Source organism: Roseobacter sp. TSBP12, assembly GCF_009129705.1.
Lineage (GTDB): Bacteria > Pseudomonadota > Alphaproteobacteria > Rhodobacterales > Rhodobacteraceae > Celeribacter > Celeribacter baekdonensis_A.
Genome location: NZ_PYIB01000048.1, coordinates 1 through 12,865 on the forward strand (window position 1 = coordinate 1; position 12,865 = coordinate 12,865).

10 protein-coding genes and 1 pseudogene are annotated in these 12,865 nt (G+C 62.5%); 1 reads left to right on the top strand and 10 read right to left on the bottom strand.

The window, feature by feature from the left end; all coding sequences use genetic code 11:
• Positions 1 to 999: type IV secretory system conjugative DNA transfer family protein (locus C8029_RS14940; protein WP_152003196.1), on the top strand; the 999-nt coding region annotated here is incomplete at its 5' end.
• A 42-nt stretch (positions 1,000 to 1,041) separates the two neighbouring features.
• Here the strand turns inward: C8029_RS14940 and C8029_RS14945 are convergent.
• The 10 genes and pseudogenes from C8029_RS14945 to C8029_RS23010 all read right to left on the bottom strand — a co-directional run.
• Complete coding sequence (locus C8029_RS14945) at positions 1,042 to 2,925, bottom strand: UvrD-helicase domain-containing protein (RefSeq protein WP_152003197.1); 1,884 nt, start codon at positions 2,923 to 2,925, stop codon at positions 1,042 to 1,044.
• 2 nt (positions 2,926 to 2,927) lie between these two features.
• Positions 2,928 to 3,236: a hypothetical protein gene (locus C8029_RS22445; protein ID WP_226946352.1), complete on the bottom strand. Its 309-nt coding sequence runs from the start codon at positions 3,234 to 3,236 to the stop codon at positions 2,928 to 2,930.
• Positions 3,230 to 4,888, bottom strand: a complete 1,659-nt coding sequence (locus tag C8029_RS14950) for an AAA family ATPase (RefSeq protein WP_226946353.1) — start codon at positions 4,886 to 4,888, stop codon at positions 3,230 to 3,232. The genes C8029_RS22445 and C8029_RS14950 overlap by 7 nt, the downstream gene beginning before the upstream one ends.
• A 152-nt stretch (positions 4,889 to 5,040) precedes the next feature.
• Entirely contained in the window at positions 5,041 to 5,694 is a 654-nt protein-coding gene (locus tag C8029_RS14955) for a hypothetical protein (RefSeq protein ID WP_152003198.1), read from the bottom strand.
• Positions 5,694 to 8,792, bottom strand: coding sequence for an HsdM family class I SAM-dependent methyltransferase (locus tag C8029_RS14960; protein ID WP_152003199.1), 3,099 nt, complete (start codon positions 8,790 to 8,792; stop codon positions 5,694 to 5,696). Before C8029_RS14960 ends, C8029_RS14955 begins: the two co-directional genes overlap by 1 nt.
• Positions 8,789 to 9,265, bottom strand: a complete 477-nt coding sequence (locus C8029_RS14965; RefSeq protein ID WP_152003200.1) for a hypothetical protein — start codon at positions 9,263 to 9,265, stop codon at positions 8,789 to 8,791. The genes C8029_RS14960 and C8029_RS14965 overlap by 4 nt, the downstream gene beginning before the upstream one ends.
• Positions 9,266 to 9,557: 292 nt before the next feature.
• Positions 9,558 to 10,541 carry an ATPase, T2SS/T4P/T4SS family gene (locus C8029_RS14970; protein WP_152003201.1) on the bottom strand — a complete coding sequence of 328 codons (984 nt, stop codon included), beginning with the start codon at positions 10,539 to 10,541 and terminating at the stop codon, positions 9,558 to 9,560.
• 100 nt (positions 10,542 to 10,641) lie between these two features.
• Positions 10,642 to 12,066 carry a TraB/TrbI/VirB10 family type IV secretion system protein gene (locus tag C8029_RS14975; RefSeq protein ID WP_152003202.1) on the bottom strand — a complete coding sequence of 475 codons (1,425 nt, stop codon included), beginning with the start codon at positions 12,064 to 12,066 and terminating at the stop codon, positions 10,642 to 10,644.
• 2 nt (positions 12,067 to 12,068) lie between these two features.
• Positions 12,069 to 12,791 carry a TrbG/VirB9 family P-type conjugative transfer protein gene (locus C8029_RS14980; RefSeq protein WP_152003203.1) on the bottom strand — a complete coding sequence of 241 codons (723 nt, stop codon included), beginning with the start codon at positions 12,789 to 12,791 and terminating at the stop codon, positions 12,069 to 12,071.
• Between the two features lie 5 nt (positions 12,792 to 12,796).
• Positions 12,797 to 12,865: pseudogene (locus C8029_RS23010) on the bottom strand (VirB8 family type IV secretion system protein); the annotation flags it as partial.

A 12,865-nucleotide genomic window follows, 5' to 3' on the forward strand; every position in this document is an offset into this window, starting at 1 on the left:
AACATCCAGGCGCTGATGACCGCAGGTCTCAAGCAATGGGACAACCCGGCGGTGCGCTCGGCCACCGAGTCGAGCGACTTCGATTTCTCGACCTTTCGCAAGACCCCGCAGTCACTTTACATCGCGGTCTCCGAGGATCACATCGCAACCCTCGCTCCGCTCCTGCGTCTGATGTTCGCCGATCTCATCGCCTCGATCCGCCTGAACGAGCCGGGCCCGGATGAGCCCTGGCCGGTCATGATGATGATCGACGAATTCCAGCAGATGGGGGCGATGCCCTATCTGGAGCGCGCGATCCATTCGCTCGCAAGCTATGGCGGCCGCGTCGCAATGATCGCGCAGTCACTTGCCTCGCTTGATCGGATTTACGGACCCGAGGGCCGCGAAAGCCTCGAGAACGGAGCAGGGCTGAAGCTCTATATTACACCGCGCGACCAGCGCACCGTGAAGGAGGTCTCCGCCGCGGTCGGCAGCACCACCCGCGAGGCGGTGACCCGGATGTACGGCCGCAACAAGGGCTTCCTTGGAGCAACCTCGACCTCGGCGCGTCTGGAAGAGCGGCCGCTGCTTTCCGAAACCGAAGCGCGCGTGATGGATCCTGACGAGGTCATCATCCTCGCCTCGCCCCAGCACCCTATCAAGGCAAGCCGGATCAAGTATTACGACGATCCGTTCTTCAAGGACATGCTTGCCCGCCAGGAGGGCAAGCCCTTCCCCTATCCGCCGAGTGTGAAGGACGTGGGGCCCTGGAATGGAATAGTGGGCGGCGACGGCGGTGACGAGGTCGGCGCAGACGGGCAGGCGAAACCAGCCGAACGCGCGCCGGTCCGGGATCGCTCGCAGCGACGAGAAGCGCGCGCGATGAGCGTAATGGCGATGAATGCGGGGCGCGGGCAGCCTGAGCCCGGGACGCTCGATCGGGAAGCCGCAGTGCCGAAGGCATGGGAGGCGACGATCGACCGGCAGGAGGATTTCATCGAGGAGTTGATAGGTGGTTGATGCTGTCGCGACGCGGTGCTTTGCCGAACAGCACCGTAACCCTTATATCTCGATCTCCGTTACTCCGGCAGCGGTGAGTAGCTGATAGAGTTCTGCCACGTTGTTTCGTTGACCGCGTTGCTGGCAGAAGGCGAAGATGGCGCGTTGTTTCGCCCGCGAGAGGGCGACGAAAAACGCTGCGACGCCTTCGGGGTCGCCGGGGGTGTGGGCCCACCAAGCCCGGTCATCGAGGCCAACGAAGATGATGGTGTCGTATTCAAGCCCCTTGCTCTTGTGGACGGTCATCATCGGAATCTGATTGACCCCCTCGAACGCATCTAGGCAGGCCGTCCAGTTAGGGGCGCCATCGGTGGACGCGAAGAAGTGGATGCAAAAAGCTTCGAGGATGATCTGAAGCGAGTCGCCAACGCCATATTCGGCATAGGTTCGGGCGATCGCCCCGAGATCGAGGTATTCGAAAACCCGTTTGACGAAATTGGCAGCGCTTTTCCGCGACGGGGCGATGGCCGCCATGTCGGTGCGCAAGGCTGTAAGAAATGCGCTGAGTTCCGCCTCGACCTTGGCCGCGCGCGCATCATCGTCTTGCCCGGTAGCGCGCAGCGCCAGAACGGAAGACGAAACCAGCTGCCATGCGGTCGGCGCGCGGCGTGTCGCGCCCAGGCGGAAGATCGCGATCGCGAGCCTGCTTAAATCATCGGAAAGCAAATCCTGAAGCGAGGTTTTGCCAAGGGTATGGCTCTCATTACGGATCCGCAGACCGTGAGCGGCGAAGACTCCAGCGAGTTCGTGCTCATAGTCGTCGGACTTCTGTTTCACGAGGAGCGCGTAGTCGCGCGGCGCTCGGGCGCGGGTGGCCATGTCGTTGGCGATCCATTGCGCGAGGTGGGTGGCTTCCGCCGCCTTGGTCTGGCTGGACCAGACCTGAGCCACGTCGCCATCGACTTGGCGCGCTGTCTGAGCGACCGTTGGGACAGTGTTCGGATCCAGAGCGCGCGCGACGACGTGCTGGATAGCGACCAAGTCAGGCGAGGAACGGAAGTTAAAAAGGAGGGGGAAGCGGGCTCCCCCGAAATCGGCCTGCAGCCGCTGAAAGGCGTCCTGGCGCGCGCCAGCGAAGACCATGATCCGCTGCTTGTCGTCACCGACGCCGGTGATGACGGTCTGTCCGCCAAAGAAGGCCGACAGCAGGAAGTCGTATTGCGCGTAGGTTGTGTCCTGGAACTCATCGACGAAAACGAAGGGATAGGTGGCGACAAGAGCCCGACGGATGTGGGGATTGGCCCGGAGCAGCAGCTCCGCGAGCCGGTTGATGCCGACGAACGTAAGTGCAGCGGGCTGACCTGGCCGTAGTTGCGTTCCCCACCAGCGGGCGATGGCGAACTCGGCGGCGTTCTGGGGCGCGATAGGTCCCATGGGCAGACGATAGCTACCGACGATCTTGGGTTCAAAGTCGCTCGCGCTGTACCCGGCGATTTCCGCCTGCCATTTCGGTGGCGCACTGAGCCGGGCGAGCGTGAGGAAGCCCTCTATCGCCTTGCGCTTTGGGAAGGAGATTTCGTAGGGCCGGGTCGGGCGCGAGTCGGCGGGGATGGCGTTGAGAAAGCGGTCGACAAGGCTCTTGGTGAAGGCGTCGAAGGTGACCGACACGAACCGGTTGGCGAACTCTGGCGGGCACCGCTGGCGGACGCGCGACGCGAGATTGTTGGCTGCATCTGTTTTGAACGAAATCGCCAGCACGCGGTGCGGCGCTTGGCAGAGGCCCGTCTCAAGCAAATAGTCGGCGCGTTGGGCCAGAAACTCGGTCTTGCCGGCGCCGGGGCCTGCGACCACACACGCCGATCCGGCGTGGCGCAGGGCATTCCACGCCACAGGTTCGAGATCGTTAATGCCGCTCGGGCGCCAGTCCTCTGGCCGAATAAGGCGCATGGTCAGGCGCCCGCAGGAGGCGGCGGGGTGAGACGAGCGACAATTGAGGTCAGGAGTGCGCGCAGTTCTTCGGGAGCGGCGGCTGCGAGGGCAGCCGGGTCTTGTGCACTCAACACCCGAACGTGGGTGCTGGGCTTGCCGCGCCCTAGGAATAGATACCGATACCAGCGCATCAAACCGTCTTGGTCGGCAGCGTACAGGTGAGGCAGACCGTCGTCGCCGAGAACCGCCGTGCGCGGCTCTCCTGCAGGCGAGGGGCCCTGGCGGCCGGGTTCGACGATCTGATAGGCGAGCGGGAGAGCCTTCAGCATCGAGTAGTCGAGGTCGAGGGGCGTGCAGAAGAAGACATTGAACTGGCGCAGCAACTCATCCAATTTGTGATATCCGCAGTGTCCTCGATCGGCAGAGCATCGAAAGCCGCCAGATTGGCGGCTGGCCCTTGGGCGTTAAGATGCTGCCCGAAGATGGCCTGTGGCGTGATGTTGTTTGCGAGCAGTTGCGTGCAGGCAGTTTTGATACGTCCCCACCCACCCCCAGAACGGCCCCAGTCGAGATCCAGCAAGGTGGCATAGGGGATGTCGAGATCGGTCAGCAGTCGCCAGAGGTGGTTCACATGCCGACCGCCCAGCGGAACGACCGCGACAAAGGATCGATCGATGTCGAGCCCCATCGCCTCGGCGAGACGGGGAAGAACGACCTCCTCGGACGCACCTTCTCCCAGCACGACGAAGCGCGCGAAATAGAGTTCGGGATAGGTCCGCACGGCCTCGCGAATGAACTTCGACGCCTCTTCCTCGCCGACGGGGAGGTTGATCGGGCGGATGCGGGCCGTTCGATCGTGCGGATCAAGCCGGAAGTGCCGGACCTGCGTCGGGTCCACTCGGGCGAGGATGCTTGGAGAATGGCTGGAGACAACGGCCTGCGCCTGCGGCGACTTCGTCAGGTCCTGTATCTGCCGGACGATGCGGGAGAGATAGAAGGGAGCGAGATTGTTCTCGGGCTCTTCGATCGCGATGAGCGTGAGCGCCGGTAACGGTACGCCGCCAGCCTGGAAACCGGCCCCAGCAGGATCGGCGACGATCCCGGCTTCAACGTCAAGAGTCGCCGCGGTCATCGCCAAATGGAAGAGCGACCTCTGGCCATCGCTTAGGTCATCGAGGGCTCGCTCCCGGCCGGCCTCGTCGGGGCGGAAGACCACCTCTACCTTCCGGATGAAATGCTCAAAACGCAGATCGAGCGGGCGGAAGACTGGTGTCGTGTCGGTCCCGGCTGTGTACACTTCCTGCCACCGCCGCGTCACCGCTGCCGCAATCACATCGACGGCCGGCTCCCCGGCGAAAGCGCCGTTCAAGGCGGCGCCGGCGTGTGTAAACGTGTCGCGGACTCCCTGTGACCAGTTGATAGCGCGCCAAAGCCTGCCGCGCAGAAAGGCCGTCACCTGGGAGGCGCCGTCCCGCGTCGCCGGCACGTAGATCATTTGGATCCGTGCCCGGTCGGGGGCTCTCAACTCGGTACAATCAGGGTCGGTGAACGCACCGAAAGTCCGGATCGCCGAGTATTTCTGTTCAATCTCACCATCGAGCGAACCGTCATCGGTCCAGGTCGCTTCGAGACGCAGGCGGCATTTCAGCTTGCCCGCCTCTTCAGCGGCCATCTGATGGAAGAATTCCGGAATTGCCGCGCCACCGGCGCCGTCTAGTTCTGGAAAGGCAATGATTGCCTCTAGGACGAAGTTTCGCTGGAGTGGCGCAACAAGCTCGGTGGAAGGGACGTGAAAATCCTGACGCCGCAGTCGTCGCTGATCGCCCGTCACGCCGAAGAGGCGCTGCAGGGCCTGCATCAGGGTGGTCTTGCCCGCGCCGTTGACGCCGACAAAGGCGGTGAGGCCGGAGGTTAGATCGACGCTTGTCGCAACTGGTCCGAAGCAACGGAAATTCGTCAGACTGAGCCGCTCAATAAACATTTTAACCGACCTCCCTTATTGGTGGCCGATCGCGTCAAGTTTCCCTTGATTGGCAGTCGCGGCCTTCCATGATTTCGTCACTTATACTTCATCGATCAGTACAAGGCACGCTGAAGCTTCAAGAATCGAGAGGCCCCTAAAGCACGCCTTCCTCAAGCGTTTGTCGCGACCGCTGACGGCTTCGAAAATAGCGCGTGGCGAAGTTCGATCTGTGATCCGGTTTGGCGGGTGTGCCTTGTTCGGAAGCGCTCAATCGTTGCGATCGTGGCAAGTGGTATAGGTCCCTCAGCGAGCGCGAGAGGGACATGGCTGCCGATGGCGTCGGCAATCCGTGAATTGGCAAAGGACACGTCGCCGTCGAGCACGTAACCGAGCATGCACCCCACAGGCAGCTGCTCGGCATACTGCTCGGTGAGAAAACGCATCATGCCCTGGGTGACGTACACGGTGGCCAAGGAACTGCGGCTTCCGCCGTTGATCACGTTGAGCCGCTTGCACTCATAGGCCAAGTATCGCTCCCGATCCCAGTCAAAGAGTACGGCGATGTCGATGATGCCCTTGCTGTATTTCGACCCGTCAGCCGCTAGGCCGAACGGCTCGAACTGATACTCGACCCAATGGCATAACCGACGCACCACAACGTCCTTGGCGAGGCGATCGACGAGGTTGATGGTGATTTCATCTTCCCCTGGCTGTTCGGAAAGAACCGCCATGCACTCTGGCCACGCTGCCGCGATCCTCTCGAGGAAGCGATCGTCAAACGAAACGAAGTTGTCGACCCATCCCTGCACATCACCGATCAGCATCAATCGGCGCCCCGCTGCTGGGGCGCGGCGGCGGCTTGCTGGAGGTCGAGCGCTATTCCATCGGCATCGGCGAGCGCCGTGGAGCGCAGCCAGAAGCGCATCTGCATAGGCTTGATGAGGTAGAGGCAGTCACCGACGAAAACGCGCAGATCCGGCATGAGCTGGAAGTTACCGTCGAGGGGCCTGTGGATGTGGGCTGCAAGCTGCTCGAGTACCTCGCTGAGTTCGCCGGCCGCATCTTCGGCATAGTCTTCATGGCCGCCCAGATGCAGACGCAGGATCGCCAAATCAGCGCCGCGCGCGACAAGGCGCGCATCGATCTTCTTGCCTTTGAACCAGTCCGCGAGGCTCGCCGACAATGTGTGCGCATATTGAGCGCGTTGCGGTTCGTCAGGCGCGCCCCAGAGTTTCGGGAAGTGGCCTTCATGGGGCTGAAGCGCAGGAAGGATAGCCTCGACAGTGTCGTCGATTAGCGCGATCTCATCGGGAGACAGGCAAAAATATTGGTACGCGAGCCGGTCGATCGTCCGAAGGATATCGCTGTCATCGACCTGCATCGAGAACGGCTCGTTGGAGCGTTCGCGTGCGTCGTCCACAATCGCGATCAGCTCAAGGGCCGCTTGGGCTGCTGCGGCTTGATCCGGGACATCGTCGGGTGATGGAAACGGCAATCGCAACAGGTCGGCTTGCTTGACTTCCGGGCGATCCGAACCGAACGACGCGGTGCCATGAAAGGCATACCAGACTGCGATGCGACTATTGAGGATCGCCGTGAGAACCTTCGCGCGGTCGCTTTGGCCGTCTGGCACCACGATCGCTTGCAAGATATCCTGGAAGGTCAGCGGCTGATCGCAGTAGGCCGCCCGAAGGCGGTTTTGCGACGTCTCCACCCCACGCGGGATAAGGATGCGCGAGCCATCGAACCCGGGCTCGAACCCGCGGCGGCGAACCGTTGATGACGGGGCCGGCAGCAAGTCTTCCGCGGCCTGCGCCAGGCGCGAATAGGCTGCGATCGGCAGGTCTGGTAGTCGCCCGACATAATCGCTGGCCAGCGGAGGCGCATCGCTATCGCTGTCTTCATTGAAGGGCTGATAGCCTTGCCCGATTACCCATCGATCGCCCGGTTTTTCGCGGCGACGGCTCAGGCTGCCGTAATCGCTGATGAAGGCCCCAAGTTTTGGAAGCCTCGCAAGGTAGGCGAAGAGTTTCGCGTCCGGCTCGCGCATCCAGAGGCGCTGCTTGAAGATGAGCGGATTATCCAGGACCGCGCCCACCCCGAGGGTGGCCTTGTCGGAGCTACTCAGCGTGATTACGCGCTTGATGCGCAGATTAAGGTCGGCCTTCGGTGCCCAGTAGTCGAAACGATACGGGAAATTATCCGAATTGGCGCTGCCGTAGATGAACAGAGCGGTAGGCCGATGGGCTTTCTCGAAAAGCTGGAATCGAAGGTCTGCGAAGTTAATGACGCGACGGACCTGGGATTTTCGGAAGAACGCATCCCGCGCTTCGACCGTGTTTTGAGCGTGGTTGTGCAGGAACCCCATCGCCGGCAGCAGGAAGGCGATCAGTCCACCGTCGGCGAGATGCGACAGGGCCTTCCAGCTGAATGCCCAGGCATCCTCGCCACCAGGCATGGGATAACCGGCCTTTTTGCTCCACTGCACAGACGAACGCGCCGGGCCACGGCGGCTGGTCCATGGTGGATTGCCAATGATGACCTCGTATCGGGCGCCGTCAGGAGACACTTCGAAAAAGTCGCGGCAGACGAGGGTCTTGCCCCAAAGTTCCGGGAGGAGTTTCCCACGAGTGATGAGCTTGCGGATGTCGCGTGGCGACACCTCTTCGAGCAAAGCGACGTAGAGCGAAAACACGGCGACCCGAACGGCGCCGCCATTCAAATCCCAGCCATGAATCTGGCTCAGCAAGGACAGCAGCGTTTTCCAGGAAATCGTCTGTGTCTTGTGCTTGGCGCGCCAGTGTTCGCAGAGCCGCTGGAACGAGCGGACGAGGAAAACGCCTGAACCGCAGGCGGGGTCGAGGAAGTTTCCTGTCGTCCTTGTCGCATCCGGCAACATTTCCCACGCTTGGGAAACGACCGTGTCGGCGAGGAACATGGGCGTGTAGTAGGCGCCGTTGGCGCGGCGTTCGGCCTCGCGTTCACCCAAGAACCGATCGTAGACGGCGCTGACGAGTTCGATCGGGATATAACGGAAGTCATAGCCCCAGAACCGATGCTGTCCGGAACGCGCCATTTCTTCACGGCCTGACCGGAACCGCGCCAGGATCGTCAGATGGGCAGGCGTGACTTCTGGCGCCTCGCCCGTGGCCTCGAAGGAGCACGGCGCGACGAACAGATCGCCGTTGAAATCCGCGTGGAGGGTCCGGAAGAAGGACCGGAAGAGATTGACATCGCCGGCTTCCAGCAGCGCCGAAAAACTCTCCGCGCTCTTCTCGGAGACGGCGGCGAAGTAGGCGGGCGTTACGATCTCCCGGTCCTCAAGGTAGGCGATAAACATCGCCTGTATGAGCAGGGCCTGGGCCGCATCGGGAGCGAGCGCGGCCTTTTGCAGGAGGTCATGGGCCGCATTCAGATTGTCGAGGAGAACCTGATCGATGCGTTCTTTCGGGGGGAAATACTCGCCGTAGTCCTTCCAGAGACGTCCGGATTCCGCGCCGTAGATAAGGTTCTGAAACCGCAGCGCTTCGGTCGTCAGGCTGAGGCTATCGATGAGGCAGCGGGTCTCGAAGGCATCGCCTGGATCGCTCAACGGAGTACGGGCGAGCGAAAACGCTCTGAGCGTATCGTCGGCGATAACCAGCAACAGGCTGGCCAGGCCCTGATTCCAGAGTGCGCCGTGAAGATCGATAATAGCGGCGCGGTCGTAGTGATCGGCTTCCAGAATCGCAACGGTTGGGACGCCTTGGACGCAGAAGATCGCCGATACACCCATTTCGGTGAGGGCGGCTCGGATAGCCGGCGCGTGCGGCACGTCGCTGACGGCCTCGGCTGACTCGTAGAGCTCAGGCGAGCGCCGATGCGTGAGCCCCAAACGGTCTTTCCACTCCGGAGCCAATGCGGATGCCAGAGTGGTGGTCATGCTCGTTTACCGCGCTGTCCCGGCTGCATGGCCACTGAGGTGGGGGGGAACTGCAGATGACCCTGGGTTTGATCAACTTCCACCGCCGTGAGCGCCGATCGAAGGCGCGCTATGATAGGCGCGCACGGCACACAGTGCGTGGAGACTTCCAGAGGTCGGCGTTGGACAAGGCTTGCCTCTACCAAGCGGAAGTTGTCGGCTTCCATCAAGACGACACAGTTTTCAAGCGAGAGCCAAGACTTTCCCCGGCACTCGCTGAAGAGTTGATCGAAACGGTCGCCCATCGTTCCCACGCGCATGCCGAAATCTCGGACCATTTCAGCAACGATCGCCAGCGAAACGACGTCGCCAGGCGTGAAGCTCGGCGCATGCCCCTTGTGCGAGGCCAACGCCGGGATTGCATCCCGCCAAGTTCGAAAAGCGTCCACAGAAATGGAGAGAAGTTCGCGAATCTGGCTCTGAGTGTAACGCATATCGCCAACTTAGCTGGGAATGTCGCCCATATCAATATGGGATAGACCCCGTGTTTGACCTCTTTTTGTTCTTCTTGCCCGCATTACCCTCTTGTCAGAAGTTTACGCATTTTGCGGTACCTTTGAGCCGCAACAGGTCACCAATTGCTGCTTGGCAGGTAGCTTATTCCTGTATTTATTCAGCTTTTGGGCATTTCGCGGCGGCCTGGACTGACCGAGACTTTTGAAGCAAACTGTATATGCCCTGCTCCATTGCCCACAGACAGTTTGCCGTCCGTCATGCATGGTGTCGTTACCGCCCCGGCAGATAGAACTCCGTAATCCCCCGCTTCCCCTCGGCCCGCCCGAGCTGAACGATCCCATCGATGGATTTACGGATGTACTCCCGCACCTCGGCAAAGGTCAGCGGCGTGCCGGCCTGCAGCACCATGATCGCCAACCGGTCAATGGCGAGCTCGGCAGTCTCGGCATGGATCGTCGAGACCGATCCACCATGGCCTGTGTTGATCGCCTCGAGATAGGTGAGGGCCTCGGCGCCGCGCAACTCGCCGACGATGATCCGGTCAGGGCGCATGCGGAGGGAGGCCTGCAGGAGGGCGTTGGCGCTGCGTTGCGAGCCGGAACCGCGGTCGGCCAGGAGGGCGACGGTGTTGGGCTGGCCGGGGAAAAGCTCGAAGGCGTCTTCGATGGTGATCAGCCGCTCGTGCTCGCTGACGTGGGACAGCAGGTGGCGGGCGAAGGTGGTCTTGCCGGTCGAGGTGCCGCCGCTGATCAGGACGTTGAGCCGCGCCTCGACCAGGGTCTGCAGCGCGGCCGCGAGGTTCTCTTCGGCGAGTGTGGCGATGTTTTTCATCTTTTCGGCGCGGAGTGCATCGAGCGAGACGGCCTTGCCGAAGAGATAGGCCGGGGCGTAGTCCCGGACGCTGCGTGAGGCAAAGAGGCGGATGGTGATCGAGGCACCGCGGTCGATGGCGGGAGGCACGGCGACCTGGACCCGAAGGGGCCGGCCTGCATATTCCACCTTGCCGGAGACAAGCGGATTCTTTTCAGAGACGCGGGCCTTGGCATCGCCGACGATGGTCTGGGCCATGTTGAGGGCGGTGGTCCGGTCCACGGTCTGGCCTTCGTGGCGCATGGTGGCGTCGCCCGCGACCTCGAGCCAGACCTTGCCGTCCGGGTTGATCGCGATCTCGACCACGTCGTCGCGCCGCAAGAGGTTGCGGAACGGGTCGAGATACCGCTCGAGGTATGAGGCTGGTGACGCTTGGTCCTTCATTGGGTGTTTGTTTTCTGTTGCGTCGAAAATCGCTGCCTCTCGCTGCCGCTCGAACGCGTTTTTCGACAAGACTTTTCGATTGGAAAAACAAACCCCTTCATCAGTAAATCACCACATCCCGGTCCACGAGCACGGTGACCGAGGCCCCCTGATCGACATAGATCGTCGGCGCGATCGAGACCTGGTCGGCAATGACCGAGCCGACGGCATCCTGAAGATCGCTGCCGACATCGCCCAGGACGATGCTGGTGGTTTCATTGTTGGCACTCTCCGCCGCGACGGCCGGTGCCGCACCGATCACGGAAATCAGCGCTGCGCCGCCGAATCGCTCGGCGAACTTGGTGTCGACGAGGCCGGTGAAGCCAGAACGTCCGAGCTGGTCCCCGCCGACTGCGGCGATTTCCATCGAGGTGCCGTCCGGTGTCAGGACGCGGGTCCAGAGGATCAGGATGCGCTTCTGGTGCATCTCGACGCCGGATCGGTATTGGCCAAAAAGGCGGGACCCCCGGGGGATCAGGATCCGGTCCCCGGAGAAGGCCGGAACCGGCTCAGTGACGACCGCGACCACGGAGCCGGGCAGATCGCTGTTGATGGCGGTCTGGAGCGCGGCCTGAATGACCGAGCCTTGGGTCAGGGTGCGCTCAGGGTACGTGAGCCGGGCGGCCTCCTGCACCTCGAGCGGCCGCGCGCTTTGCAGGAATTGCTCATTGCCCGAACGGACTGGCCCCCCGGTGCCAGTGGCCGCCGGATCGGCCACCGCCGCGCCACTTTGGCCACCCCGCGGACCATCGGCATAGACCACGGCGGGGGATTTGATCTGTGCGGTCAGAAGCTCCTCGGCAACCCGTTCGGCCTCGCGCAGGCGCTGCTCCTCTTCCTGCCGGCGGCGTTCTTCGAGAAGGCGTTGATCGGCGATCAACCCTTCGCGATCGAGCTCGGCCTCGAGACCCTCGCGCTGCGCCCGCTCGGCATCGAGCATGGCCTGCAGACCTTCAATGCGGGTCTCGGTCTGCCGCCGCAGGTTGGCAAGCTCGGCCTCCTTTTCGGCCAGTGTGGCTTCAAGCGCGGCCTTCTGCTCGTCGAAGGCTTCGCGCAGGTCCGCAACAGCGGCCTGGATGTCCGAATTCCGGGCGGCCTGGCTGGCGGCGAGGGCCTCGCGAAGCTTGGCGATTTCGGCCAGAACCTCGACGCTCGCCTCCGGGGTAGGGGCCGCGGGCACATCAAGCGCCTCCTCAACGGCGATCAGCGCGTCATTGACCCGTTGCTCGGTCTCGTCAGGTGGGAATTCCAACCGTCCGCCGGTCCCGGGGCGGCGGTCCTGGAAGGTCTCGACATCGGATGTCTCAAGCGCACTGTCACTTGTCCGAAGACCGGTGGCCAGGAAATACGCCACTCCAGCCCCGCCAAGGGCGAGGGCTGCGGCGAGCGCGCCGACCCCGAGGCTGTTGCCCCGGCGCTTGGACTTGCCGCGTGCCCCAAACTGGTCGAGGCGGTCCTGTAGATCGGGAGGGGTTTGATCGGGCATGGTCAGTTGCTCACGTAGATGGCGCTCTCGTCGCGCATCGCACAGATCGCCTCGTCGCCGATGCGCAGCGTCCAATAGGTGTTCACCCCGAGCACGCGGACGGTATTGTTTGCCTGCGTCCAGTTGACGGTGCGCTCGCGGCCCTGGTCATCGGCCTTGAAGAGGGCGGGCTGACGGGCGTTTTCCGGGAAGACGAAATAGGTATAGCGCCCGTCGTCATAGATATGGCTGGGGCGGAAATCCCCCTCGCCCGAGACGCGGTAGTTGTAGTTGCGCGGGGCCTCATAGCCCTTGGGCTGGGTTGTACCCGCCGCACGGCGTTCCTCGTCGGGGTAGCGGAAGCGGACTTCGAAGAACATGCCGGTGCGGTTCGGGATCGAGCCTTCGCGCAGGTGGAAGGAATAGGTGCGGCGGTTGGTGATCACCGTCATGTTGGTCGAGGCATTGGCAACATGTGGTTTGATCGTCAGCACATTGCCAAGCTCGGGGATCGGATCGACCTGGAAGCTCTCGGTGTCGCCAACGATCACCGCCTCGAAGCGTTCCCCCGCCCCGAAGTGGATCGTCGTTGAATGCCGCAAGTCCGTCTCGATCCGGTAGACCTGGTTTTCATTGTAGACGGCGGTGCGGATGCGGATGTCGAGCGGGCCGCCTTGCGGCGTGGCCTCGGCGAGTGCGGTAACGGGAAGGGCAAGCGCCAGGAGAAGTGCGGGGAAGGATTTCATCTTGATCAGTTCTCCAGGGTCTCGGCGTCGACGCGGTAGGAGGTCACCACGAAGCCCAAGGGGTTGGCCCAGAC

Coding starts and splice junctions, on each gene's coding strand:
- C8029_RS14945 (WP_152003197.1), bottom strand. CDS start 2,925: ATGCGCCTTATTCGGCCAGAGGACTGGCGCCCGAGCGGCATTAACGAT.
- C8029_RS22445 (WP_226946352.1), bottom strand. CDS start 3,236: ATGCTGAAGGCTCTCCCGCTCGCCTATCAGATCGTCGAACCCGGCCGC.
- C8029_RS14950 (WP_226946353.1), bottom strand. CDS start 4,888: ATGTTTATTGAGCGGCTCAGTCTGACGAATTTCCGTTGCTTCGGACCA.
- C8029_RS14955 (WP_152003198.1), bottom strand. CDS start 5,694: ATGCTGATCGGTGATGTGCAGGGATGGGTCGACAACTTCGTTTCGTTT.
- C8029_RS14960 (WP_152003199.1), bottom strand. CDS start 8,792: ATGACCACCACTCTGGCATCCGCATTGGCTCCGGAGTGGAAAGACCGT.
- C8029_RS14965 (WP_152003200.1), bottom strand. CDS start 9,265: ATGCGTTACACTCAGAGCCAGATTCGCGAACTTCTCTCCATTTCTGTG.
- C8029_RS14970 (WP_152003201.1), bottom strand. CDS start 10,541: ATGAAGGACCAAGCGTCACCAGCCTCATACCTCGAGCGGTATCTCGAC.
- C8029_RS14975 (WP_152003202.1), bottom strand. CDS start 12,066: ATGCCCGATCAAACCCCTCCCGATCTACAGGACCGCCTCGACCAGTTT.
- C8029_RS14980 (WP_152003203.1), bottom strand. CDS start 12,791: ATGAAATCCTTCCCCGCACTTCTCCTGGCGCTTGCCCTTCCCGTTACC.